Source organism: Rhizobium sp. CB3171 (genome assembly GCF_029714265.1).
Lineage (GTDB): Bacteria > Pseudomonadota > Alphaproteobacteria > Rhizobiales > Rhizobiaceae > Rhizobium.
Map to the genome: position 1 here is coordinate 3,679,646 of NZ_CP121652.1, position 24,842 is coordinate 3,704,487.

General features: G+C 55.9%; 26 protein-coding genes, 1 tRNA gene and 1 pseudogene. 17 read left to right on the plus strand and 11 right to left on the minus strand.

What is annotated here, in order from left to right; genetic code table 11:
* Nucleotides 1-101: 101 nt before the first annotated feature.
* The 5 genes from QA648_RS17845 to QA648_RS17865 are packed head-to-tail and all read right to left on the minus strand — an operon-like array spanning nucleotide 102 to nucleotide 3,004.
* Nucleotides 102-626 carry a hypothetical protein gene (locus tag QA648_RS17845; RefSeq protein ID WP_283048413.1) on the minus strand — a complete coding sequence of 175 codons (525 nt, stop codon included), beginning with the start codon at nucleotides 624-626 and terminating at the stop codon, nucleotides 102-104.
* A 12-nt stretch (nucleotides 627-638) separates the two neighbouring features.
* Nucleotides 639-1,253, minus strand: coding sequence for a hypothetical protein (locus QA648_RS17850; RefSeq protein ID WP_283048415.1), 615 nt, complete (start codon nucleotides 1,251-1,253; stop codon nucleotides 639-641).
* Nucleotides 1,254-1,263: 10 nt separating this feature from the next.
* Nucleotides 1,264-1,770 carry a hypothetical protein gene (locus QA648_RS17855; protein WP_283048417.1) on the minus strand — a complete coding sequence of 169 codons (507 nt, stop codon included), beginning with the start codon at nucleotides 1,768-1,770 and terminating at the stop codon, nucleotides 1,264-1,266.
* On the minus strand, nucleotides 1,752-2,435 hold the full coding sequence (locus QA648_RS17860; RefSeq protein ID WP_283048419.1) for a hypothetical protein: 684 nt from the start codon (nucleotides 2,433-2,435) through the stop codon (nucleotides 1,752-1,754). Before QA648_RS17860 ends, QA648_RS17855 begins: the two co-directional genes overlap by 19 nt.
* 14 nt (nucleotides 2,436-2,449) lie before the next feature.
* The gene (locus QA648_RS17865) at nucleotides 2,450-3,004 is read right to left on the minus strand and encodes a hypothetical protein (RefSeq protein WP_283048421.1); all 555 of its coding nucleotides are present in this window, start codon (nucleotides 3,002-3,004) and stop codon (nucleotides 2,450-2,452) included.
* 394 nt (nucleotides 3,005-3,398) lie between these two features.
* Between QA648_RS17865 and QA648_RS17870 the strand changes: the two genes are divergently transcribed.
* Nucleotides 3,399-3,905, plus strand: a complete 507-nt coding sequence (locus QA648_RS17870) for a recombinase family protein (RefSeq protein WP_283048423.1) — start codon at nucleotides 3,399-3,401, stop codon at nucleotides 3,903-3,905.
* A 30-nt stretch (nucleotides 3,906-3,935) separates the two neighbouring features.
* On the opposite strand, the gene QA648_RS17875 is transcribed toward QA648_RS17870, so the two are convergent.
* Together QA648_RS17875 and QA648_RS17880 are read right to left on the minus strand one after the other, a co-directional pair.
* Entirely contained in the window at nucleotides 3,936-4,937 is a 1,002-nt protein-coding gene (locus tag QA648_RS17875) for a hypothetical protein (RefSeq protein WP_283048425.1), read from the minus strand.
* Nucleotides 4,938-4,958: 21 nt separating this feature from the next.
* Complete coding sequence (locus QA648_RS17880) at nucleotides 4,959-6,221, minus strand: hypothetical protein (RefSeq protein WP_283048427.1); 1,263 nt, start codon at nucleotides 6,219-6,221, stop codon at nucleotides 4,959-4,961.
* 271 nt (nucleotides 6,222-6,492) lie between these two features.
* Here QA648_RS17880 and QA648_RS17885 point away from each other — a divergent pair, with 271 nt between their 5' ends.
* Nucleotides 6,493-6,804, plus strand: a complete 312-nt coding sequence (locus QA648_RS17885) for a hypothetical protein (protein WP_283048429.1) — start codon at nucleotides 6,493-6,495, stop codon at nucleotides 6,802-6,804.
* 74 nt (nucleotides 6,805-6,878) lie between these two features.
* Nucleotides 6,879-6,962, plus strand: a tRNA-Leu gene (locus QA648_RS17890).
* A 1-nt stretch (nucleotide 6,963) separates the two neighbouring features.
* Here QA648_RS17890 and QA648_RS17895 read toward each other — a convergent pair.
* Both QA648_RS17895 and QA648_RS17900 read right to left on the minus strand, forming a co-directional pair.
* Entirely contained in the window at nucleotides 6,964-7,176 is a 213-nt protein-coding gene (locus tag QA648_RS17895) for a hypothetical protein (RefSeq protein ID WP_283048431.1), read from the minus strand.
* An 18-nt stretch (nucleotides 7,177-7,194) separates the two neighbouring features.
* Nucleotides 7,195-7,680, minus strand: coding sequence for a hypothetical protein (locus QA648_RS17900; protein WP_283048433.1), 486 nt, complete (start codon nucleotides 7,678-7,680; stop codon nucleotides 7,195-7,197).
* 201 nt (nucleotides 7,681-7,881) lie between these two features.
* On the opposite strand from QA648_RS17900, the gene QA648_RS17905 reads away from it, so the two are divergent.
* The 9 genes from QA648_RS17905 to QA648_RS17945 all read left to right on the plus strand — a co-directional run bounded on the left by QA648_RS17905 (nucleotide 7,882) and on the right by QA648_RS17945 (nucleotide 18,506).
* Complete coding sequence (locus QA648_RS17905; protein WP_283048436.1) at nucleotides 7,882-8,163, plus strand: hypothetical protein; 282 nt, start codon at nucleotides 7,882-7,884, stop codon at nucleotides 8,161-8,163.
* Between the two features lie 2 nt (nucleotides 8,164-8,165).
* Nucleotides 8,166-9,062, plus strand: a complete 897-nt coding sequence (locus tag QA648_RS17910) for a nucleotide-binding protein (RefSeq protein WP_283048438.1) — start codon at nucleotides 8,166-8,168, stop codon at nucleotides 9,060-9,062.
* The gene (locus QA648_RS17915; protein WP_283048440.1) at nucleotides 9,062-9,595 is read left to right on the plus strand and encodes a DUF6650 family protein; all 534 of its coding nucleotides are present in this window, start codon (nucleotides 9,062-9,064) and stop codon (nucleotides 9,593-9,595) included. Before QA648_RS17910 ends, QA648_RS17915 begins: the two co-directional genes overlap by 1 nt.
* 117 nt (nucleotides 9,596-9,712) lie before the next feature.
* Nucleotides 9,713-11,164 (plus strand): SEFIR domain-containing protein, encoded by a 1,452-nt coding sequence (locus tag QA648_RS17920; protein WP_283048441.1) that lies wholly within the window; start codon nucleotides 9,713-9,715, stop codon nucleotides 11,162-11,164.
* Between the two features lie 141 nt (nucleotides 11,165-11,305).
* A complete protein-coding gene (locus QA648_RS17925; RefSeq protein ID WP_283048442.1) occupies nucleotides 11,306-14,302 on the plus strand; it encodes a TrlF family AAA-like ATPase in 2,997 nt (998 codons plus the stop codon).
* A 53-nt stretch (nucleotides 14,303-14,355) separates the two neighbouring features.
* Complete coding sequence (locus QA648_RS17930) at nucleotides 14,356-14,721, plus strand: hypothetical protein (RefSeq protein ID WP_283048443.1); 366 nt, start codon at nucleotides 14,356-14,358, stop codon at nucleotides 14,719-14,721.
* A 714-nt stretch (nucleotides 14,722-15,435) separates the two neighbouring features.
* A complete protein-coding gene (locus tag QA648_RS17935) occupies nucleotides 15,436-16,197 on the plus strand; it encodes an SDR family oxidoreductase (protein WP_104821563.1) in 762 nt (253 codons plus the stop codon).
* Nucleotides 16,198-16,443: 246 nt separating this feature from the next.
* The gene (locus QA648_RS17940; protein WP_283048444.1) at nucleotides 16,444-16,854 is read left to right on the plus strand and encodes a CBS domain-containing protein; all 411 of its coding nucleotides are present in this window, start codon (nucleotides 16,444-16,446) and stop codon (nucleotides 16,852-16,854) included.
* Nucleotides 16,855-17,015: 161 nt separating this feature from the next.
* Nucleotides 17,016-18,506, plus strand: a complete 1,491-nt coding sequence (locus QA648_RS17945) for a cyclic nucleotide-binding domain-containing protein (protein ID WP_283048446.1) — start codon at nucleotides 17,016-17,018, stop codon at nucleotides 18,504-18,506.
* A gap of 109 nt (nucleotides 18,507-18,615) precedes the next feature.
* On the opposite strand, the gene QA648_RS17950 is transcribed toward QA648_RS17945, so the two are convergent.
* Nucleotides 18,616-18,861, minus strand: a complete 246-nt coding sequence (locus QA648_RS17950) for a DUF2934 domain-containing protein (protein WP_104821565.1) — start codon at nucleotides 18,859-18,861, stop codon at nucleotides 18,616-18,618.
* Between the two features lie 353 nt (nucleotides 18,862-19,214).
* Here QA648_RS17950 and QA648_RS17955 point away from each other — a divergent pair, with 353 nt between their 5' ends.
* The 4 genes and pseudogenes from QA648_RS17955 to QA648_RS17970 all read left to right on the plus strand — a co-directional run bounded on the left by QA648_RS17955 (nucleotide 19,215) and on the right by QA648_RS17970 (nucleotide 22,545).
* On the plus strand, nucleotides 19,215-20,072 hold the full coding sequence (locus QA648_RS17955; protein ID WP_283048448.1) for a sugar phosphate isomerase/epimerase: 858 nt from the start codon (nucleotides 19,215-19,217) through the stop codon (nucleotides 20,070-20,072).
* Between the two features lie 399 nt (nucleotides 20,073-20,471).
* Nucleotides 20,472-21,257: an EAL domain-containing protein gene (locus QA648_RS17960; RefSeq protein ID WP_104824937.1), complete on the plus strand. Its 786-nt coding sequence runs from the start codon at nucleotides 20,472-20,474 to the stop codon at nucleotides 21,255-21,257.
* A gap of 478 nt (nucleotides 21,258-21,735) precedes the next feature.
* A pseudogene (locus QA648_RS17965) lies at nucleotides 21,736-21,843 on the plus strand (helix-turn-helix domain-containing protein); the annotation flags it as partial.
* Nucleotides 21,844-22,044: 201 nt separating this feature from the next.
* Nucleotides 22,045-22,545, plus strand: a complete 501-nt coding sequence (locus tag QA648_RS17970; protein ID WP_104821567.1) for a MucR family transcriptional regulator — start codon at nucleotides 22,045-22,047, stop codon at nucleotides 22,543-22,545.
* Nucleotides 22,546-22,626: 81 nt separating this feature from the next.
* Here QA648_RS17970 and QA648_RS17975 read toward each other — a convergent pair whose 3' ends face one another.
* The gene (locus tag QA648_RS17975) at nucleotides 22,627-24,228 is read right to left on the minus strand and encodes an inorganic phosphate transporter (RefSeq protein ID WP_283048451.1); all 1,602 of its coding nucleotides are present in this window, start codon (nucleotides 24,226-24,228) and stop codon (nucleotides 22,627-22,629) included.
* Between the two features lie 254 nt (nucleotides 24,229-24,482).
* Here QA648_RS17975 and QA648_RS17980 point away from each other — a divergent pair, with 254 nt between their 5' ends.
* Nucleotides 24,483-24,791, plus strand: coding sequence for a hypothetical protein (locus QA648_RS17980; RefSeq protein WP_104824939.1), 309 nt, complete (start codon nucleotides 24,483-24,485; stop codon nucleotides 24,789-24,791).
* Nucleotides 24,792-24,842: the final 51 nt, after the last annotated feature.

A 24,842-nucleotide genomic window follows, 5' to 3' on the forward strand; every position in this document is an offset into this window, starting at 1 on the left:
CACAGTGGCCTCGCTTTCACGATGAAAAGCTCGAAGCCGGACGGATCGCGCTATTAGGGTGTGTGGTCATGGAACGGATTCCACAGCGAGGTTGATGGGGATTAGTTGTCGGGGAGAGCTTTGGGCGCTTCCAGCATGTCCCTCATGTACGGGTCGTTATCGACTTGCTCTTGTATCACCTTGTTCCTGTGGGCCGCTTCCTCCGGGCTTCCCGGCGCGAATGTGCGGCCGCAAATCAAGACGCTTGCCGGATGCCCGACCAAGGAGCGCGGCATGAAGGTGAACGTGTAGGGGCCGGTCTTGGGTAACGGGCCGAACCAGTAAGCCTTGGCGTGCAAGGGACTTTCCAAGGGATGGCCGGGGCCGTCCATCAGCGGAATCCGCTGTTCCTGTGACGGAGGAACCAGCACGCCCATGGCATCGAGAGATTGCATGGTGACGGTCACATAGGAGCCGCGCTTGAACCGCCCGACGAATTCCGCAGCGGTGCCTTTGTAGTCGAAGCAGCCGGTTTCGGCATCGAGCTTGAACGCCTGCCGCTCAAGCGGCGGGCGGGAGTCGGCATGGGCGGTAACCGGAAGGGCGGCCGTCAGGAGGCAGGCAAGGCCGTAACGGGCAAGTGGCATAGAACTCAGTCCTTAGTTGCGTGGAAGGGACTGCACGGCATTCTGGAGTTCCGCATCGACGCTGGCCGGGGCGAGCTTGCCAATCCGCGAGTAGTCCTCCCATGCCAATCGTGTCGGGTCGCCGGTTCCGCCGTTGCGGAGGTCGATAAGGGCGCGCAGGAGTTGGCGCTTGAGGTCGAGCGGCACGGCGTCGAGGGGCACGTACTGGTTTTTTCCGGCTTGGCATGTCCTGGGGGCGGCAAAGGCAAGGCCGCGGCGTAGGGTTCCGGCTGCGGCCGGGTCGGCATCAAACGACAGGAACAGCCATGACGGCAGCTTGCGCGTGACGATGGTGGCGTAGCTTGGAGGGTCAACCGGGATGACCATCAGCCCGGCCAGGTCACCGTAGAGGCTGGGTTCACCGGGATTGCCGGTGACCGGGCTGTTGGCCGTGACCGGGAGCAGGTTCATGGCCAATACGAACCGCCCGATGCTGCTCAGGCGGGTTTTCTTTAGATAGGCGGCGCAGGAGGTACCGAGCGGGTCGATGGTCGGTATCTGTTCCATCAGCATCGCGGCCGCCGGGGTGGCGGCGGCCGGAAGGGTTGCGATCAGGAGGCAGGCTAGGCCGTAGCGGGCAAGTCTCATGGGTTTACCTCTAGCGGCAATACAGACTGGTGGGATTCGGCGTCGTATAGTCCACGCTGCAATGATGGGCGGAGGATGGGCCGCCACCGTTGCGGCGGTTGCCGCCGCCGTGCCCACCGTAGGAGTTGCCACCCCCACCGGACTGCCCGGCCACCGCGCCCACGGCCGCGCCGAGCATCAGGCCCATGAAGGCCTTGGCGGCGGCATTGTCGCGGGGCGTGCCCCGCTGAGAGTTCGGTACCCGGCCGACCAAGCGGTCATTTTTTCCGGGCCGGGCCTTGACCACCGGGCCGAGGTTGACATCACCGGGGGCTGGTTCGGCCCGGAACGGTAAGGGTTTTCTTTTGGTCTTATGGCGCACCAGTTCGACCGGCACACGTTCCGGGGCGGCGGCTGGAGGGAAACCGGCCCGGAAGCTGGCGGAGAAGCCTTGTGGGGGATTGGCCAAGGTCAGGCAAAGGGCGGCATAAAGAACGGGACGGATGAGCTTCATGGTGCTCATCCCTTTTGTTTGCAAAAATTAGTCCGGTAATATGCAACGGCTTCATTCAGGCGTTCCTGCACATTCCTCCGAATCTCTTCTTTATGCCCACTCACGTCATTGAGGGTCTTGTAGGCGTCGTAGGCACTGTCAACGATGTTGAACCGGTAATCCCACTTCCCCTTTTCCAAGACGATATTCTGTAGCTCACAGGCTTCGGTGTTGGACACGCATTTCATTTTCGCGCCCTCGAATACGACAGGCCCTCCAACTCCATAATCACCCGTTTCCTGCGCTGTTACGCTGGTCAATCCGCTAAAGTCGAGCTGGTAACGACCCCGCCCGCTTCGTGACTCCATGTCTTTTGGCACATCAGGTTCGAACCGCATAAGGGCCGTGCAATGATCCTGCGGCGCTACGGATAGGACAAATAGTGATGTCTTCTCTCCCTTGGTGCTCCTGAAGGCTTCATAGAGACCCACACTTTGAGGCGTCTCGCTTGGCTTTGGAGCATTTTCAATGGAAATAACAGCCTCGCTGCCATCTGCCATTTTTACAACCTTGGTTCGAACTTCAATGCCGAAAACAAGATAGGCGATGATATCGGCTTCGCTTTTGCCCGCAAACGGGCTGGAGGCTTCACTGGAGCAGGCAGGCAGGAGGGTTGCGGCGAGCGCGGCCGCGAGCAGTGTGGTTTTCATGGGAAGGTTCCGGATTACATACGGGTGAGGTTCATGCGGAAATCGCAGCCTGCGATGGACAGGTCGCCGTAGGAGCGGAAGCGGTATTCGCAGACTTGGCCGAGGAACCCGATTTGCGCCGGTTCGAGCCGGATACGGGTATCGTCCATGCGTGACCAACGGGCCGTGTCCGTGTTGGTGCCGTTGGTGACAAGCAGGCTGCCGTCGCCCACGAATTCCACCTTGGCGCCGCTCTTGTCGCGGTAGGCGCCTTCAATCGGCGGCTTCGAGATCCCCGCCACGAAGAGGTGCCCGGTGCGGACGCTGTAGCCGATGAGAACCACTGCGATGACCGACAGGATGGCAATCATTTGCGTTTGGCTAGGCCCCCTGACAGAGGGCGTTGTTGGTGAGGCCGAGGCTGGCATAGTCCCGCTGCGGTACGAGCGGTAGGCCAGAAACGCGAACACCGGCACGGTGATGATCGCGGGATGAATGGGAAAATGCAGTCCTGTCACCCTGACAAAGAACGGCAGTAGAAACACCGCCGCGATATAGAGAAATGTCGATTTCTTGAATGTATTCTGCACGGAAGACCCCCAGGTGCGAAAATCGGGGCGGATTCCGGGCCGGGATGACGGCGGAATCCGCCGTCAGGGCCAACGCCCTCGGCCTTCTCTGGGTAGCAAAAATCACGATTTTTGACGGTCGGCGCTGGGAGCCTGCAGGGCCAAATGGCGATGGAATAGAATCGAGTATTTAAAGCATTACTGAAGTACAAACCCGTAACAGAATGTGAATCCGCCCCACTTGCAAAAGTCGTGACTTTTGACCACCTGTAAACAGGCGTAAAGGCTTCGGCCTATAATTAACAATATTCATGGAACTCAAGACTTTCCGCCATTCAGGAAAGTTTTGAGCAGGGATACACACGTTTCTGGCCGGATTCTCGGCTATGCCCGCGTCAGCACGAAGGGGCAGGACTTGGCCTATCAACTCGCCAAGCTGAAGGCGGCCGGATGCGTACAGGTCTTCCACGAGAAGCGCAGCGGCAAGAGCCGGGATGGTCGCCCGGAGCTTGCCAAACTTCTCCAGTCCCTCCGCTCCGGTGATCTCGTGCTTGCCACCGTTACCGACCGGATTGCCCGCCATCCGCTCGACATGCTGAACATCGTGGATACCGTGAAGAAGGCGGGCGCGGGTCTGCGCCTGATCGATGAACCGTTCATCGACACGACCTCGGAGTTTTCCGACCTGATCCTGTTCATTGTCGGTTGGGCGGCCCGCTGGCAACGGCAGCGCATTCTTGAAAACACCGCGCACGGGCGCGAGGATGCGCGGCGGCGCGGTGTGAAGTTCGGGCGGAAGCCGAAACTGAGTCCGTGTCAGAAGGTTCAAGTAATGGAAAGAAAGGCTAACGGCGAGCCGTATGCGCGGATTGCACTGGCTTTTGGGGTTAGTGAAAGTACGATTTTGCGGGTGCGATCTTAGCCCGCTCGGTTGGAAGGTTTTGGCACTCCACTATTGTTTGCCAGTCGTGCCGCTGGCGCTGTTGGTAAGCGACGCGGCTCCGGGAGGAAGATCGCATCTTTCATAAGAAGCTTCCTCTTCCATCTCGCCCACATGAGTATTGCGCTCGTGCCGTATTGTCCGGATTTTGGTGTCCGTCATATAGATTTCGAACGAGCCGGATGTCGTACTCACCGAAGTATTCTGGCAACTGTAAGTGAAGACCGAGTTGTTGGTGTTGACCACAGAAAGATTGGTGATTGTGCATCCCATGGATGATGTGAGTTCGTGCGCCTGCATCTTCGTGTAGGCTTCGATGGTGTCGGGAAGTTCGAAACACTGGTCAGCGAGGGGTGGCGGGTTGTCATAGCTCGCGTTAAATGATGTCTGCCGCCAGCCCGTTTGGGTGCCGGTGGCCTCCGGCTCATTTGCTGCGCAGTCGGTAGTGCCGGGTTGATTATATCCTTCCGCTGAACCGCAGTCGGGGGTGCTCGTAGCAGTTGGCGATAGCCATCCTTGCACGTGCTTCAGCGATGCCGCTTGTGCCTCTGCATATGATCGCCGCCCTTTGTCGTAGTTGTCTTGTAGTCGGCGCTCCCACTCCGGGTCTACGTCTAGGGAGAAGTTGATGGGCGTTTCCTGTTGAACCTTGGGAGAAACGACAAAGCTGTAGAACTTATATGCGCCGTATGCAGTGAGGACGGTTTCACCGACGGGGTTTAAAGCGAGTAATGGCAGACCAAGGGGGGCTACGTCATTTGACGTTATATCCTGTTGGCTATTTTTTATTTCCTGGATTGTGCTGTAGATATCCAGAACCATACCGGCTCCGCCGGCTGCCTTGCCCAATCCCTTAAGTGTTGGCGATTCAATTCCTCCAAATTCTGCCACCGTTGCACCAACATCGATACCGTCGAGCGTTGCGTTGAGAGGAGAGTTTTCTTCCGCCCAGCATTCGGAATCCAGAACAAGAAACGCAGCGAACGACGCGCTGATGTGCCATCCCTTGTGCAATAAACTCTCCCGTTGAAAGGGTTAAAAGGCGTTGGTGATAAGCCTGGTCGGCTTACATGCCGTATCTTGCGGATCAAAAATCAGATAACCGCCGTAGCGATTGGTCGCGACATCATGGAATGCAGCAGCTCCATCTACTTTGACAGTCCCATTCTCGTTCTCAAGCTGGGCAAACCAGATGGACAAGTAGAATTTGCCGACATCTTTTGATGTTTTGCCATCTGGAAAACGAAATTCAGCAGTCTCCAGCATCTTCTCGAATGCCTCACGGCACGGCTTTTTTGCACTAAGCAGCTTGGCGAAACTGACCATGCTCTTGTTGACCGGGAGCGAGCGTTTTTCATCGACCTGATAAAGCGTGAAAAGCTCATCCAGTACCTTGATATCCTGAAAGTGGTCGAAGAAATGTCTTACGACCCCCTGTCGGATTCCCAGCATATTTGCGAGGTACTGTGGGTTATCGGCGTGCTTGTAGAGTTCTTCGGATATCTGCTGCCCCGGCACAAAACCCGCAAACGGCTCCCCTTTAGGGGGAACCTTTATGATGGCAAACAAATCCACATCGGTGTTGTACAGCAGCGTGTAACTGCTTCCTTGATGCTCGACGGTCTTTCTGATCGACGTCACATAAAAGGCGTTCGCGAGCTTTTTGGCCTGAACCGGCCCAAATATCTTAGTATCGGAGACCCAATCCTTGTGGAATACGGGGCGGTGAATGGCAAACACGATTGCCTGCGAGAGCGCATCCAGGCTGCGGTTATCAGGAAATGCGATTTCGGCGTCTGCTGTCGGCTCGGTTGGCCCTGCTGCCGGTTCGACGGATGTTAGCGACTTGACGTTTTCGCCGACTGGCTTGAATTCCTTGCCCGTAAATTCGAAGTAATGCGCGCCGATTGCGCCGGTCTCGCCGACCTGTCCGGCTACGACCAGCAGGCGGCTGTTTTTGCGAACCTCGAATGGCTTGCTGAATCCCGACCAGTTGCAGGCGGCGAAGGGCAGGAAATGGACTTCGCCCGTAGCCACGTTGATCAGCGCGCCGGTATCGCATTGCGTGCCCGCGCCCCATTGGGCGAACACGTAGCGGCCCCCGAAATTGATGGGTTGTTCCACGGCTTTGCGGAGTCTTGGGCCATTTTGTTGTGCTTGAGGAGTGTTCAGCCGCAAGGGAGCTTCCTCCCCGCTGTAAGCCTTAGCTGGGTAGTCCTTGAATTTCGGGATGCCATCGGCATGAGCGGTGCCGCAGGTTCCAGCAGCCATAAGCAGGCAGACAAGCAATCTCTTCATGCGTGGCAGCATCTCCCGTTTCACGGAATGATTGCATTTCGATGTGCCGCTGTCACGAGGCTATATCTTGCAACGGCGGCAAGGTGTGTCGATCTTCCGAGGGCCATAATGTTTTGGCGCAACACAATGTTGTTTTCATCTACAGATAGAAACGATCGTAATCTTACAACTTTTTCTTAAATCCTACGCTCTACGAAACGAATGAATTGAGAGGTGGGATATGAGACGAGATAGACAGAGACAAGGGCAGTTGCAGCGTGTGTTGGAAGCCTTGAGCCAGAATGCACCCGCCCGGTCGCAAGGGGAGGCGTGGAATGCCATTTTCAATACTGTGCAACAGGTGCAGGCCGTTGACAGGTACGGGACATCTTGGACGATTCCGGCGTTGGATGCGCCCAGTTCCCGACCTTATGGCAACGGGGGAACCGCACTCCGGCTGATTGGGCACCATGTCTATCTCAACGCCAATGGTGCCTACCGCATTATTGACCTCAGCAGCGGTGAGCCTGTTCGTCTTTTCGAGAAGGAGAATGCGGCGGGCGTGCGTTTCGTAGAAGTTCCCGGTTATAGGATGCCACTTTAGCAAGGCCAATTGGCAGTGCGGCCGCAGCATAAAGCTGGCTGCCCGAAGCTTCGTTATGGTAACATAATACCTGTGCCGGTATGGCGGAATTGGTAGACGCAGCGGACTTAAAATCCGCTTCGCCATGAGTGTGGGTTCGAGTCCCGCTACCGGCACCAGCTAAAGACCGGGAACGCCATATTTCCAAATGCTGTAAGCTTCACTGCTATCACGCTGGACTTGTTTTTCTGTTTTCGCCTCGCACTCCTTGCAAAGGTTGCGATAGGCGATCCGTGCATGATGTAGTTCCCTATCGCGATCTTGCCGGTTGTCGGCTTGTTCCGCTTTGCGCATGTGCCGCTTGATAGCGTCAACGTGTCCCTGCAAGCTCATACCCGCTCTCCGGTCACGTCAATTGATGGCCAAGGGTATCTTCTTGAAGCCTTTGAAGTTGCCGGATTGGTCATACTCCACTTTGAAAATGCCCTCGCATTTCGCAGGGGGCGACGCAGGTGGGGCTAGGTGTTTCGGGCCAACTATCCCGGCGGCTTCCTTGAGCAAGCCTTTAATGGCGGTGATGTTCTCGTTTGTCTTGCTGTCAACATCGGTGCTGAGACTGGTGAGATTCCAACCATCGGTGAGGGTAGGGGTCGCCTTGACCGCGCCCATACCGGCCGAAATCGTTATCGCGTATTCCTCGGTCTTGTCGGGCAGATAGAATGACTTCACATCGCAGGTGACCGTCTTGTCCGTCTTGGTTTCCACAAGGGCCAGATACGGCGCGGGTCGCCAATAGCGGATACCGGATTGGTCGCGGGAGGTAACCCGTTTGACCTGCACACCGGCGCAAGAGGTCGCGAGCAGGGGGATGAGCATAAGGGACAGCAATGCACGCATAACGACTCCCTTGAGGGTGGTGATAAGTGAATAATGAGACGGTATGAAGTATTTAAAACTATGAAATTCTACGGATACGTAAGATTTCGCATCCTCAGATTGAAGGCAAGTGCCAAAAAAAGAATCTGAGGAAATTTTGCGAATATAAATCAAACTATCGTACAGGTGGTATTGTCGATTTCAGAGAATCACGGAGGTCACATGAAAATTTCTGGTCTTGATGGACTGACCCGTCAGCTTAAAGACGCTGAAAAGGCTCTCGCCGAATTGGACGGCGAGATCGGCACCGTTACCTTTACCCCCGATGATCCGGCGAGCATTGAAAATGCCATCAGTCAGATTGAAGCGATGATCGATGAGCGCGTGGGACAGTACGCGGCCAATCCGTTTGTTGCGCCTCTTATTGAGGGCATGAAAGAGCAATATCGAGAAGCCCTTATTGAGAAGGCGGCTGCCGCCCGTCTTGAGGAAGGTGAACAATAACTATGGATGGCGTGAATCTCTTTACTCAGATCAATAATGCGGTGTTGGACTTGCAGGGTGCCCAATACCAAACCTACCAAAAGCCGCTGAAAACACTCGCCCGTCTGTTGCGTCATGATGATCTGGCGGCGGCAAATGCGAAGCTGACGAGCGGTCTTGATTTGGAAGGCTTTCTGAAGGGGCAGGATTCCGATCAGGGAGGAATGGGGGAAGGGACTATCGAATGGCCGGAAGACCCCGAAGAGACATTGGGCCTAACGCTCCTGCTGATCTTCAAGTTTGCCGATGACCCCCGCTTTATGGAGCAGTTTGGCTATATCTATCATGGCTCTGGAACAAAGATTATGTCGGGTATCAACGGCATAACCGGGCAACTCATCATTCCGTTCGTGCGGGATTACAAAACCTACGTCACCACCTCCGGTCAGAAGCCACAGCTCGTCATGCCGACATCGAATAAGATTTTCATTGTCCACGGGCATGACGACGGCGCGTTAAATGGTCTTGCCCGGTTTTTGGAGAAGCTGAAGCTGGAGGTGATCATCCTCAAAGAGCAGCCGAACCAAGGTCGAACCATCATCGAGAAGTATGAAGCCAGCGCTGCCGAAGTAGGTTTTGCCGTGGTGTTGCTGACCCCCGACGATGTCGGATCGGCGGTATCTGCCGAAGGGCAGAACCAGCGTGCACGGCAGAATGTCATTTTTGAACTTGGCTATTTTGCGGGCAAGCTGGGCAGGGGGCGCGTCTGCCTGTTGCGGAAGGGTAATGTGGAAATTCCCTCTGACCTCTTCGGCATTGTCTACACGGAGATGGATGCCGCCGATGGCTGGAAACAAGCCCTGGTGAAAGAGTTGAAAGCCGCCAAGATCGATTTCGACGCAAATCGGATGTGGGAATAATGGCGCTGCTAATCCGAGCTAAGGACATGCTGAAGCGGATAACCGGCGTCTCAACGCCATGGTTTGGGGTTTCGTGGAATCCGCCCACTTCCGATCGCGATGCCGTTCGCAAATTTCTCGCGTTCTTGGAAGACCGTCGCGCCCTGTTTAATCCCCTTCCTGCCGAGGTCGAGGACGACGTGATTTCGTCCATTCATATGATCCGCGCCGAATGCACGACGGCGGTGGGTGCTCTTAGCGAGAAGGCGCCAGGCGTGGCACATGTTCGAGCCATTGGCGCGGCTTGCCGCCGATTTCTTGATGAACCGTACCCAACATTCGACGACATCATGGAACGTCGTCGCGATCCCTACTTTGATCGGGATGAGTCTCACGGTCGGTTGCGTCGTGGAACGCATCCAGCAGGGTTCTTTACTGCGCTTGGGGAGTTGCGAGCCTTTGTGGGTATACAGATTGCTATGTTGTCGTCCCTATATGAGATCGACATCCACGGAGATCTGGTTCGCATTCTACCACCACTGATGGACGAGTAGCGGTTGAGAGCTGATGGCGCAGAGCGCGGTGTTGGCTAGTTGGGTTGCCTCGTATTGACTTTGCACGGAAGCATTCTAATGCTGCAAATTTGGAACAAAACGGAAACTTAGACGAAAATGATTGATACCAAAACGGCCGATCCGAAGCTCTTTATCTCCTATAGCTGGACTACCCCTGATCATGAGGCTTGGGTGCTTCAGTTTGCCGAGGAGCTAACGAGCCAAGGGATACACGTCATTCTCGACAAGTGGGATTTGCAGCCGGGGCATGATGCCAACGCCTTTATGGAAAGCATGGTGAGCGACCCCACTGTCACAAAAGTCCTGCTCATCTGCGATGAAATGTACGCCAGGAAATCGGATGGGCGTAAGGGCGGAGCGGGTACGGAAGCTCAAATCATCACTCCTGAGATATACGCTCATACGGCGCAAGATAAGTTTGCGGCGGTGGTGCGGGAGCGAGATGGTGAGGGGAAGCCTTTCCTGCCGGTCTACTATAAGGGTCGCATCTATTTTGACCTGACCAGTGCTTCTACATATGCCACGGAATTTGACAGGATCGTGCGTTGGGCTTGGGGCCAACAACTGCATGTACGTCCGCAAAAGGGGCAGAGACCCTCCTTCTTGGAGGGGAAAACCGTTTCCGGGAAAATTTTATCCTCTGCCGCACACCGGCGAGCTATGGAGGCGGTACGCACGGGAGCTTCCAACGCAGTTCCGGCCGTGCGGGAATACCTTGACATCATCGCCGAGGGACTTGAAGCGTTTAGGCTGCGCACGGAACATGCCACACGAGAAACGTTTGATGATCAGGTAGTTGCAAGCATTGAAGAATTCACTCCCTACCGTAATGAGATTGTCGAGCTTTTTTCCGTTATTGCTCGGTATTCACACGCGATGGAGTATTTAGAGAGTCTGCACCGATTCTTTGAGAAATGTATCCCGTATTTCGACAGGCCGGAAAACGTTCAAAGCTGGAGCGAGTGGGACTTTGATAACTATCGCTTCATTATTCACGAGCTGTTCTTGTATTGCGTGGGGATATTCCTGCAGCATGAGCGGTTTGACGCGGCTCAATGGTTTTTTGATAACGAATATTATTGGGATGATCGCCGCGAACGCGATAACAAAATGCATGCTTTTACTGTGTTCCGGGAAACCCTGCGCTCGCTAGACCACAGGAACCAGCGAAACGAATTAAGGCGGCTATCATTGCGTGCCGATATGTTGAAGGATCGCAATGCCGGAACTGGAATAGATTTTCAGCACGTCATGTGTGCAGATTTTGTTGCGTATCTTCGCGGCGAAAGGCTGGTGGAATGGCGGAAGTGGTGGCCTGAAACCCTTCTCTATGCCGACAGGTTTTCGGGGCCTTTCGAAATCTTCGCCCGTGCCAAGTCACAGCGGTATTTCGATAAAATCAAAAACTTGCTCGGTATTGGCAGCAAAGACGAGTTGGGTGCGTTCCTTGAAGCGCTTCTTCAGAAGGACAGGTTGCCGCGATGGCAATTTGAGACTCTCGACCCGATTAAGCTCGTGGGCTTAGCTAATATTGCTACCACCCCCTAAGTTGTCTCTGTCGCTCTGCCAAGCGGCGCAGTTGCTGCATGTATATCCGGTGCGCAGATAGGCCCTTAGTAGTTGCTTTCATTTTGGAGGCAGATGTAATATTCCTGACAGCAACTTATGGGGGCGAAACGGGAGTATTGCATGGGGGGGAACGTTGGCTCGGTTTGGCGTCGCTGGGATCTGCATATCCATACCCCGTTCACGAAACTTTCGAACGGTTTTGAAGGGAGCAGTGATGATGCTATTTGGGAGAAATACATCGATGCTTTGGAAGCTGCTGCACCTCAAGCTTATGGCATAACCGACTATTTTAGCTGTGATACAATTTTCACGCTGATCGACAGATATAAAGCCAAATATCCGGAATCATCCAAAGCCTTATTCATTAATATTGAGCTTAGGCTGTCGGATTCCATCGATGCCAAAAATGGCAATCCCAATCTGCATGTGATCTTCGATAATGATGTAGATCAATGCCCTCGCAATAAGATTGAACGCTTTCTTGCGACCTTAAAAACGAAAGGTGACGACGATTCTGGCGCGCGCATACCTTGCTCAGACCTCAGCACGACAAAAGACTACGCATCTGCTTCAGTGTCCTTTGATGATGTGAAAGCCGCCCTCGAAGACACTTTTGGAGATGCTAAACCTTATTTGCTGGCTTTTCCCGCCAAGAACGATGGCATCCGTACCACGGATGCCAAATCCCAAAGGAAGGTGTTGATATCAGATAAGCTGGATCGCAATTGTGATCTGTTTTTTGGTGATGCCAACAGCCGAGAATATTTTCTAGGCGCGGGTCGATACGACAGCGGTGAATCCTTGCCAAAACCGGCGGTGTCCGGAAGTGACGCCCATTCATTCGCGGACTTAGAGCGTCTCGACGGAAATGTTGTTGGATATCCACCTGCCTGGATTAAAGCCGATCTAACGTTTCGGGGATTGCAGCAGATCTGTTTTGAACCTGAGTCGCGGGTCTTCATTGGCGCTGAACCACCGGTTGAGCAAAGAAAGACCCAGCAGCCGACGAAAATGCTGAGCAATCTGAAGATCAATCATATCCCTGAATACGATGGCTCGCGCGGTATTTGGTTCAAAGGTGTCGATGTTCCGTTGAACCCGGAGCTCACGGCAATCATTGGCAATAAGGGAAGTGGAAAGAGCGCCCTTGTCGATATCATCGGCCTGCTTGGGGACAGCCGGTTAGAAGCGTACTTTTCGTTTCTGTCGGACTCGCCCGACAACAAAAAGTTTCGCCAACGCGGCTATGCCGAGAATTTCCAGGCGGAAGTTTTGTGGCAGAGCAAAACGTCGGTTGGGAAGCGGCTTAGCGAATCCGTTGATCGCACGAAGCCGGAAGGTGTTCGTTACCTGCCACAAAACTATTTTGAGCAGTTGACCAATGAAATCCAGATCGATGAATTTCGGCGTGAGATTGAGGATGTGGTCTTTTCCCATGTGGAAGAGACCGAGCGTCTTGGTACAGGGTCTTTTAAGGATCTTCAGGATCTGAAAACGCAGCAGAGCCGGAATGAAACGAGTGCGCTTAAGACACGACTTCGTCAGGTCAACTTTGAGATTTTGGAGCTTGAGACTAGCGCGAACCCTCAATTTCGAAAGAGCCTTGCCGCAGCACTCGATGCCAAGAAAGAGGAACTGAGGGCGCTTGAGGCTGCGAAGCCAGCCGAAGTTGCTGCACCCGATTCTCAGACGGAAGAGCAACGCCAACTTTCCGAGCGCCTTCAGCAACTTGCCAATCAGTTGGACGAGCTTCGTCGGGCGGAGCAGTCAGCGGTAGATACGATTAGTCAACTGAAGAACCGTCAGCAGCGGCTGCTTTCTTTGAAGGACGCCATTGAAAGCCTGAGCGCCAGGGTAAAGGAGGGCACGGATGCCCTTCGTCCAACCGCGTTAGAGTTTGAGCTGGATATCGATAAGATCGTCAAAATGCAGATCGACCTTACGGATGTTGAAATTCAGCGGACGTCCGTTGGAGATCGCATATCCACCCTTGAGAGAGACAATGCGGTTGTATTTGAACCCGATCACGATTTTCGCGCAATTGTCGGCCTTCCTGATATCCGTGGTGCAATAGCCTTTCACGTCGCGACAATCGATGCTCTCAGGGAACAGTTGGGTACTCCGCAGCGGAAATACCAAGCTTACCTTGACAAATTGGCTCAATGGAACAGCCAACGAGCAGGCATCTTAGGCAGTGAGGTTGACCCTCAAGGCGGAACCATCCGAGCGCTAGAGGCGCAAATTGCGTTCATCGACACAGATTTGGCCGCTCAGATCAACGAGAAGCGCACTTTGCGTTCAAGTCTTGCGCGTCAGATATTCGAAAGTAAACAGAAAGTTCTGAAATTCTACGCCGATATCAAAGCAAGCGTTGACCAGAGACTTCAGGTGGTGAGGACAGCTAGCTTTTCGGTCGAAATAACGGCTTCGTTCGTTCTTGAACGTGATTTTTCTGAGGATTTCCTCAAGTTAATTAAGAAAAACCGTAGAGGGCCTTTCCACGGTGCAAATGACCCAGAGCGCGTGTTGAAGGGTCTCGTCAGTGAGGTTGATTGGGATAGTTTTGATTCCGTTGAAGCCTTTGTCGAAAAAGTGCTCGCCGAAATGACGTCGGAAGAGGGAGGCACGCCCTTGCTCCTTGAGGAGCAGGTTGTGCACGTCAAAGACTTTTACGACTTCCTGTACTCTTTGGAATACTTTGCGGCATCGTATGAGCTTCGGCTTGGCGGTAAAAACTTGAACGAGCTTTCGCCGGGCGAAAAAGGCTTGCTGCTTCTGGTTTTCTACTTGCAGCTCGACAAAGACAATATCCCTCTCGTTATCGATCAACCCGAGGACAACCTCGACAACGAGAGTATCTTTGCAATTTTGGCAAATTGCATTCGGGAGGCTAAGAAGCACAGGCAGGTCATTTTAGTTACTCACAACCCAAACCTTGCTGTGGGTGCTGACGCAGAACAAATCATTTACGTCAAGCTCGACAAGGCTGACAGCTATCGCTTCAGCTATGAAAGCGGGGCTATTGAGAATCCCCGTATCAATCAGCGGATCATTGACATCCTTGAAGGTTCTCAGCCCGCATTCGTCAAGCGTCGCTTGAAATATCATATCGCGTAGATAAAGCCCTGTCCTATCTTGCAGAGCCTTCTTAACCCTTGCTCAGGTATACGATGTTCACTGAAAAACATCTCGAAATCTTTGCCAATATCGCCGCGATTCTGACAGCCGTCATTGCCGTTTGGGCTTACGGCCGGTTTCTCTGGGAACGCCGACAGAAGAGATTGCGGCTGGAAAGCCATCTGCGTGATGAGAAAGAAATGAGAGCGGATGAAGGGCAAAGGACACTCCTTCATCTCGTTGCCAACCTGGGAATGTCGGAGATCGAGATTGTTGATGCGGCCTTCCGAAGTAAGGTTATCCGGCGCCGTGTGTCCTTGGATGAGCAAGGTCGGGCTGATCGTCTATTGCTTGAATACGAAAGTGGCAACCCTGACGCGGATTTCCCCAGGAGAGGACGGCGTTCTCCGCGTTTCTGATGTTGATTAGCTGAAATCCAAGCTCACGCAGTGACACCCATGGAGCGAGGCGCGAGCGCCGAAATGGGCGTCAAAATGTGTGTTTAGCACAGATTTTAGCACAAAATTTTTTCAGATTGAAATTATGTAATAATTACAAATGGATATGAAAGTCGATCTCAGGCTCATAACCTGAAGGCCGCAGGTTCAAATCCTGCCCCCGCAACCAAGCCTTCCCAAACAACATTCCAATATCAATACCCCAAAGCATTCCGCTTCGCTGGCGATACCGCCGCAGCCGGCTGACCATAACCGGAAAGCCCAAGCTTCAAAGCCTCGCACCGATACCAAATACACGAGAGCCCGCCATCGCGCGGGCTTTCGTGTATTTGGTAACCGCTCGACGACCTAACGCCTGCTCAGGCAACGAGGCACAGCGCGACGGCCACGGCGGAACAACTGCCTTGAATCCGAGCATTCAGGGTGAAGCATAAGTGTCGCCGCCGGCTATCTGCATGCACGGCGAACCCAGCCAGTGCCCGAAGTCGCAGACCCGGGCGCGCTTCCACTAGGATTTCCATCCGCCCGATGTATCCGACCTGTACTTTGGCATCGTGTGGCCAATGCTTCCGTTCGATAGGCTCGCGCGCCGAGCTGGCGCATTCTCCCCGGCATTGGTCGTGACCGACCGCAAGAGCAACGCGATTTTAAAAACCGCAAATCGGGAGACTGGACATGAAAATCCTTATTATTGGCGGCACGGGCCTCATCGGTTCAAAGACGGCGGAGAGGCTGCGCAAGAAGGGTCATGAAGTAATAGCAGCCTCCCCGAATACGGGGGTTAACACCATTACCGGCGAAGGATTGGCCCAGGCCGTCGCTGGAGCACAGGTCGTGCTTGACCTGGCAAATTCGCCATCCTTCGAGGACAAGGCCGTTCTGGAGTTTTTCGAAACCTCCGGCCGAAACCTGCTTGCCGCAGAAGCGGCCGCCGGCGTTAAGCATCATATCGCGCTCTCGGTCGTCGGGACCGAGCGCCTGCCGCGCAGCGGCTATTTGCGCGCCAAGATGGCCCAGGAGAATCTGATCAGGAGTTCCGGGATACCCTATACCATCGTTCACTCGACGCAGTTCTTCGAGTTCCTGGCCGGCATCGCTCAGTCGGCAACCGTCGGTGAGACCGTGCACCTGCCGGCCGTCAATTTTCAGCCGATTGCGTCGGACGACGTCGCTGATGTCATGGCGGACGTGGCGCTTGCGCCGCCGGCGAACGGCATCGTTTACATCGCCGGGCCGGAGAGGGGGCGCTTCACCGACATTGTCGCGCGGTTCCTGAAAGCGGCCAATGATCCGCGCAAGGTCGTTGCGGATCCGCACGCACTCTATTTCGGCACGGAGTTGGATGACCGCTCGCTCGTCCCGGAGGAAGGCGACAACCCGCGCCTGGGCGCCATCGGCTTCGACCAGTGGTTCAGCCAATCTGCTCGCAAGAACTGACGATCGATCATCACGGCGTCAGTGAAAATGCCAGCAAAACAATGCGTGCTCGCCCGCTCGCGCATTCGCACAGAGGCTGACGCTGTTCGTTCCCAAGACTTGCTGGTGTTGTGAAAGTGGCGCCGCGTCGCGGCGCCACCTCGATCGGGCTCTTCGGTCTCGGGGATAGCCGAAACCTCGAATGAAATACTTGTCGCCCCTCGGACACCTCAGGAGGCCATGATGCGGATCGAACGACTAAACACAATGACATCGGCTCGCCTGATGGTGATCGATATCAACGCCACGCTGGAAACCGCCGCCCTCTCGCTTTCCAATCCCGGGATAGGATTGGCTGTCGTGAGCGGCGAAAATGGCAAGGCAACCGGCGTGCTCAGCAAGTCCGACCTTATTCGCCACCTTATGGACCGAGAACCGGACGCTTCGGTGGTGACACTCATGAGTCGGAATATCGTTTCCTGCGATCCCGATGACGAGCTCCTAGCCGCTTGGCAGATCATGGTGGCGCAGCGTCTGCAAAACATGCCGGTACTCGGCGCGGATTCGAAGCCTCTCGGCATTCTCGATATCCGCGATGCGATGAAGGTGCTGTTTGAGCAAGAACAGCTACAGGAGCATATGCTCGCAGATTACATAGCGGGATTGGGCTACCGGTAACTGATGGTGGCTTGAGATTGCCTAATCGGCCCGATGTTCAAACATTGCCGACATTAGCCGTCGTCGCATTCCATCGCGCCTGGGATTGAGGCGGTTCCTTCGCAATTGCCCGAGCCGTCCGGCTCGTAGGAAGCTTTTCCACGCGCGCCGAGATGATCATCATGCTGCAGCTATATCTTGAAGGACTCGCGAGGACTTCTCTTGCATGGCTGATCACTCTCGAGCTGGCCGGCATCGTCGTGTGGCATTTGATCCCGCGCTGGCGTGTGAACCTCCGGCTTGTCGTGGAGATTGGCTTCTTTGCCGCGATGACCGCCGTTCTCATCGGCAGCGACATCTCGCCTATCCGGTTTCAAGGCTACGGCCTGGAAGACGCGCATGCTTTTGCCGTCATCATGGCGAAATTGCTGTGGTGGCTTCATCTCGCATGGGCGATCATCGGTTTCGTGCGCATCTACCTGGTTCTCGAAGGCAAGCCACACGAGGAGCACCTTCTCCAGGATATCGTGGTCGGGCTGGTCTATCTTTGCGTCACCTTGTCGGCGCTGGCCTTCGTGCTTGGCATTCCGATCGGAACGCTGGTCGCCACATCAGGCGTGATTGCTATCGTCCTCGGTCTGGCACTGCAAAACACCCTCGGAGATGTCTTCTCCGGCATCGCTCTTACTCTCGGGCGGAGCTATTCCCTGGGCGATTGGATTCTGCTCGCGGACGGGACGGAGGGGCGTGTCATTGCCAGCACCTGGCGGTCGACACAGGTTCTGACCGGAGCAAACAACGTCGTCGCTCTGCCCAACAGCGTCCTTGCCAAACTCGGACTGACGAACATCAGCCAGCCCGATGAAACGCATCTTCTCAAAATGACGGTGCGGGTGGCGCCGACGCGGATGCCCTCCATCGTCGAGGACGTCATGCAGTCGGTCTTGGCCGGTTGTAATTCGATCGTCAGGGAACCGCCCCCACAGGTGGCGCTGAAGAATTTGGACGCTGTCGCCCTGGAAATCGAGCTGCAGTTCTGGGTCAGGAATCCATCGCTGCGCACGAAAGCCCGAAATGAAGTGATGGATCTGTTTTATCGCCACTGCAAATCCGCCGGATTGCTGTTGGCGATGCCACCATCGGCTATCGCACTCATGAGCGAACCGCCCAGCGAAGAGCGCGCCAAGCCGCCTGAAATAACGCCGCTTGCCCTCATTGAGGCGATTCCCATTTTCTTCGGTCTGACGATGTCGGAGAAGGAACTTCTGGCCCGATCATGCGCGGTCCGTGAATATCAGAAGAACGACATCATTGTTCATCAGGGAGAAATGCTGGCCTCGATGATGATCATTCGCGCAGGGATCCTCGCAATGCGCTATGGCGAGCAGGAACAGAGACGGCTTTCGCCCGGGGATTTCTTCGGCGAGAGCGGCTTGCTTGCGGGAATGGGCGAAGTCTGCACACTGCAGGCGCTCACGCGCGTCACCGTCTATGAAATCGATCAACAGAGCTTTGCGCCGCTGCTCGGCGCGCGCCCGGCCATGGCGGAGGAGATAGCTGCGAGACTCTCCGCCCGAGCCGATCATGTGCGCCATCTGCCTCTCTCCAAAACCGGACAGGAGCGCAGTGCGCGCGCCCTCCTGAAGGCAATGCGGACGATCTTCGGCAGCTAACGCTTATCAAGCGTACCGCCATCAGTGACGGCAAACCTCATTAGGGCCACCGACATGCTCGGCAGCTTCCCATGCGACGGCTTGGCTGTTGCCTCGGAGATACCGAGCCTTATCTCGTGCCAGTCAATTTCGAGAATGGTTGAGGTTCTGGTGCTTTACCGAGGATGGGCTTTTTTCCCCTGAACTTGATGAGAATGTCTTCGCCGTCCACGGAAGCCCGCGTGCGCTCAAGATCTTCCCGCTCGGCAACAGCCTGATTCCAATGTTCCTGATCACGGCCGTGAGGACGGCCCGCTTCTTCCCACAGAGAATATGCACGTCTTTTGATCCACTCATGTCCCTGTTCAGTCGGCATTATGCTCTCCTCCACATCAATGATTGTTTTTTGGAAATTTTTGTCTCGACGCATGCCGTGCCGGCGGACGCCAATGCTTTGGTGGGAATTTTCGCGCCCCTCGATCACGCACAGAAAACCATCATCTGAAGGGAATGTTCCCGGCCTTTGATAAGAATCATGGACGCCGTGGATCGGCGCATTTGAAAGGGTGGGCTGAGCTCCCTTTTGGGAGCCATGACAACCATGGCCCCTTGACGCTCAGAGGTTGCTTCACAATTATCCATTTAGTTACTAGCGTCGCGCTTGGTTCGAGAGACATCGCGTTGGCGAGCGTCGCCTATTCATATCCCAGGAACCAAGCGGAGGATGCGATGGTTACCGCCGTTGACGTCAAAGCCCCACTGATATCGCTGGCATTTTCGACACTAGGCTGCGCAGAGCTGGAATTGGATGAAGCCCTGGCTCTGGCCGCACGTCATGGCCTCGATGCGATCGAAATTCGTGCTCTCGGCGGTATGATCGATCTGCCGGCCTATTTTGCCGAGCGGTTCGGCACTCCGGCAGGCCTTGTCCATGCGCTCGAGCGAGCCCCTGTGGCCATTTGTGCGCTCAACACGTCGATGCGCCTCGTCGGCGCTGCGCCGCAAGCGAAGGAAGAGTTCCTGCGTTACCTTCCCTGGGCCGAGGCGGCCGGCATAAAAGCGCTGCGCATTTTCGATGGCGGCGGCACCGGTGATGCCGGCGAACTTTCCGAGGCGCTGTCGACACTGGAATGGTGGCGCGAGACGGCCAGGCGCGAGGGTTTTGCATCGGATATCATGGTGGAGACACACGATTTTCTGGTGCATCCGGACGCGCTCGGCCGCTTTCTGGAAGCGGCACCCGATTGCGCCCTGCTCTGGGATACGCATCATACCTGGCGCAAAGGCGGACAAGATCCCGCGGAGACCTGGAAGCAAGTCCGTCGCAACACCAGGCACCTGCATGTGAAGGACAGCATCTCGAAGCAAAGCGGGAAGCTGCCATATACTTACACGCCCCCCGCCGCCGGCGAGTTTCCGATGGCGGCGCTGCTCTCCGCATTGGCCGCCGATCGCTATGACGGCGTCATGAGCCTCGAATGGGAGCGGCTGTGGCATGCAGATCTCCCGCCGCTCGACCACGCCCTGCGGGAGGCAAGGCAAGCGAACTGGTGGCCGCAGTCCGATGCAGGCGATCCCGAACGGTAAGCCTGTCAGGATTTTAACGGAACCCGTGCCGGAGAAACTTGGGCGTCTAAGCCATGCTTCAATATAGCGGCCCCATGGTTCGCGGCGGAAGATTGTCGCCGCCCGCTTCGGCAGTAATTGAATTAGTAACTAGAAAAACTCGTATCAATTGAATGTTCGATGACACTAGTTTACATATTAGTAATATAGTGATTCTAAGTCAGTTGTCGCCCTGATGCGACATTTCTGCTTGGGGAAGGAAAATTCTAGTTACCTTGAGCTAAAGGGTCCGGGAGATGGAAAAGGCGGCTTTTAGGCACCAGAAATCCCATGCTCCCCCCTTCTTTGCGTCTTTTTCAGACGTTCCCTTTTCTTTCCGAATTTCTGTTCGCTGCCCATCTTGCAGCCTTTGGAGGCTTGATGAGCGGTAGAGGAAACCGGATTGACAAGGGGCATAGCGCCCTGATTTTAAAGGCAATCGCCAAGGGCGGCTTGAGCTTTGTCGTACAACCGATCCATGACGCCCAAGACATTGAAGCGATCCTCTATGCCGAATGCCTGGCGCGTGTAACGGATGCCGAGGGTGTCGTTCACACCGCAGGCGCCTTCGTGCCGCAGTTGGAGCGACTGGAAGGTCGCTTCGACCTCGATCTCCGCATGCTGGAGTTGGTTCTGTCTGCCTTGACGGCGGATGCGGCACTGACACTCGGCTGCAATCTATCCGCAGCCACTTTGTCCGCGCCGGATCGATTTGCCGACATCTTCAATCGAATCAGCCGCCAGCCCGAGCTCACGTCCCGGCTTGTCGTTGAAGTTACCGAGACCTATCCGCTCGTCGGCGCGCCCGTCGAGCGGTTGAAGATGATACGTGCACTCGGTTGCCGCATTGCGATCGATGATTTCGGCACCGGCTATGCGACCCCCTCGCACCTGCTGCAGGTTACGGCCGATATCGTCAAAATCGATGCGTCCTTCATCCGCGATATCAGGCCCGGCCGGGATGGCCATGATAGCCTGTATCACTTGGTCGGTTTTGCATCCTGTCTGGCGCCCCTGGTTGTTGTCGAGGGGATAGAAACCGAGGCGCAATTGGAGGCGGCACGCTCGACCGGCGGGACGCATGCGCAAGGCTTCCTTCTGTCCAGGCCCATGGCGCTTCAGCAGCTTCCACAAATGCGTAAATTCGGCCTACGGGAGGTTGGATGAATATTCCGCGCCTTGTCTCGCGAAGCTGCTCGGCAAAACGAACCTGGGGCCAGGAGTCCATCGGCGGGACGCGCGGCTTGATCGCGGAGGTGACGGCATGATCAAACATCCTTCCTTCGCTCGGGACCATGATTTCTCGGCCGCACAGGATGTGCAGGCGCAAGCTCGGCTTAGTCTGCTATTCGAGGAGTTGCAGGGCCTGTTCCCCGGTGCTTCGTACATCGGTAGCGACTTGCCGTTCGCTCTTGTGGGCGGAGACGAGCCGCACATCGTTATTCACAACATCTCGGGAAATGCCTCCGGACGGGTCACGATCGATCCCGAAAACGGCCTTTATGTCTTTTGTGAACTCGACAGCGCCACCGGCATCGTACTGGCGACGGCGAGCGAAGAGCGGCTGATCGATGAGATCGTCGCACACCTCTCCGCCAGCGACGACAACCTTGTGCCGCGCACCGTGAACACCGCCGTCGGCGTTCTCGTCGGCCAGACGGTGGAGGATGTCGAGCGAAAACTCATCCTTCAGACACTGCGTCATTGCAACGGCAATCCAACCTATGCCGCCTTCATGCTCGGCATTCCCCTCATCCTCCTGTGTACCAAGCTGGCCACCTACTTTGCAGATCCTGCAAAGGACTTTGCGGATCCTGTAGATGCGGCTGGCCATGCAGAGCCCGTGAAGAAAGACCGGCAATGAGCAGGCGTCCTCATCAAGAAATGCCAAGGGTGCCGCAACCAAAACCTGTGGAGTTTGAAACCGATGCAAGATTCACGAATGGGTTTGTACATGAAGCAGTCACGCGAGGCGGCCGACGCCAGGCCACATGAGATTCGGGAAACGATGATGGATGCTTTCAATAGTAGAAGAGACCTGCCCCAGTCGCAAACGCATGTTCTGTTTGACGGCTGTGTGAAGATTGTTTCGGCCTATGTCAGCCACAACCCTGTTCTTGCCGGCAGCCTTCCGAAGCTGATCGCGGATGTGCATGAAGCGCTGCAGGCTTTGAATGGATCCGCATCTCCGATGGAGTCAGCCAAGCCTGTTCCGGCCGTCGATCTCAAGAAATCGGTGACGAACGACTACATCATTTGCCTCGAGGACGGGAAACGCTTCAAGACGCTCAAGCGGCACCTGCGCGTTCATTACGGCATGACGCCCGAGGAATATCGCGCAAAATGGGGTCTTGCTCCCAACTATCCGATGGTCGCCCAGAATTATGCGAATCGCCGTTCGGAACTCGCCAAGCTCTCCGGTCTCGGCGCCAACGGCAACAAGCCGCAAGAATAATGGCGCCTCAAGGGCGCCATCATCTCTTGACGATATTTTTGCCTGCTGAGCCGCCGCAGCTCGATAGCTCGGCGGCACCGGTCAAAAGACCTGGCGCAGCACGATGAACAGCACGAAGGCAAGCGCGATCGAGGCGGGCAGCGTCAGAATCCAGGCCATCAGCATGTTGCGGACGGTGGACCACTGCAGACCGGAACCATTGGCGGCCATCGTGCCGGCGACGCCGGAGGACAGGACGTGCGTGGTCGAAACCGGCAGGCCGAGATGGTCGGCCGCACCGATCGTCAGCATGGCGACGACTTCGGCGGCGCCGCCCTGGCCATAGGTCAGGTGCGTCTTGCCGATCTTTTCGCCGACGGTGACGACGATACGCTTCCAGCCGACCATGGTGCCGAGGCCGAGTGCCAGCGCCACCGCAACCTTCACCCAGAGCGGAATGAACTTGGTCGCGTGATCGACCGCGGCGTGATAGTTGGTCACGGCCTTCAGATCATCCGGGCTCATCTGCAGCAGCTTCTGCTTGTCTATGAGCTTCAACGATTCACCGATCAGGTAGATGTCGTTACGAACGTTGCCGACCAGGCCGTTCGGCAGTTTTTCGACGCTCGGATAGGCGGCGATTTCAGCGCTGGTGGCGTGGATATAGGCCTGCAGTGCTGGCGTCGTTTCGTCCGTCCAGGTCTTGCTCTTCACGGCAACGCTGACGGCAGCCTTCGGGTCTGCGGGCGTGGCGACGCCGGCCTTCACATACTTGCCGAGTACCGTCTCGACCTGCGCCGAGGCTGCCTTGTAGGCATCGAGGTAATTGACATCGGGCGTCTTGTTCAGCGCGAAAGCGGTCGGTACTAGGCCGATAAGGATGAGCATGATCAGACCCATGCCCTTCTGGCCATCGTTCGAACCATGGGCGAAGCTGACGCCGGTGCAGGTGAAGATCAGCAGGCCGCGGATCCACAGCGGCGGTGGCGTATTGCCCTTCGGCGCTTCATAAAGCTCCTTGTTGCGGATCAGAACTTTGGAGACCAGCAACAACACAGCGGCTAGGCAGAAGCCGATGATCGGCGACAGCAGCAGCGACAGGCCGACATTGCTTGCCTGCGACCAGTCGACACCGCTCGTGGCGGAACCGGCCGGCGCCAGGAACTGATTGGCAAGACCGACGCCGATGATGGAGCCGACGAGCGTGTGCGAGCTCGAAGCCGGTAGGCCGAGATACCAGGTGCCGAGGTTCCATACGATGGCGGCGGTCAACAGGGCGAAGACCATGGCAAGGCCGGAGCCCGAGCCGACCTGCAGGATCAGTTCGACGGGCAACAGCGCCAGAATGCCGAACGCGACGGCACCGGAAGAGGTCAGCACGCCGAGGAAATTAAAGAATCCCGACCAGATAACCGCAAATTCGGCCGGCAGCGAACGGGTGTAGATGACGGTAGCGACCGCATTGGCCGTATCGTGGAAACCGTTGACGAATTCGAAGCCGAGCGCGATCAGCAACGCCAATCCGAGCAGGATCCACGGAACCGCCGCCGCATTGGCAAGATCGTTGCCAAGGGCATAGCCAACGTAAGCAAGGCCGCCGAGTACGACGATGCCGAAGAGCGGCAGGAACCATTTGGCGGAACCGCCTGCGCCGTGAATAGGGTGGTCACCACCCTCCGAATTGCTTGAAACGACGTCGACCATCTCAAACTCCCTATCGCAAATAAGGTCTTCATTTAAGCGCGGTTGATGACGCTCTCGTGACGCGTACTCGTGGTGTCGATACTGAACTTCTTGTTGCGAACGTCTCTCCTAAGGCGGCAGTGGGCGACACGCGCATTGCAACTCCACGTTCAACGTCTTGATTTTGCCGCGAAAAGGCCTTTTTCGGTTCACCCGGGGTTCAGCCAGCGGGGATTTAAATCCGCTTGTAAGGGACTTGAATGGAGATCATCACGATGAGATTGCCCGTGATTGCCGTTGCTGCCGTACTCGGCAGCCTTGTCGTATCTTCGGCAGAAGCAATGCCTATCGCCGCTGTTGGGACCGTGGCTAAAGCGCCGGTCGTCAACGTTGATTATGCCTGCGGCCGTGGCTGGCATTTGACGCCGCGCGGCGTATGCCGGCCGAATCGCTATGGGCCGCCGCGCGGTTATGGCTGGGGATATTACAGGGCGCCACCGCCGCGTTGGGGCTGGTATGGCCATCGCCCCTATTATCGTGACGGATGGGACGGTGGTTGGCGAGGCCGGCCGCGTGATTGGTAAAATAAGGCACACCGCCGTCCGGTGACGGCGGGTGTCGTCTACTAGAGCGGG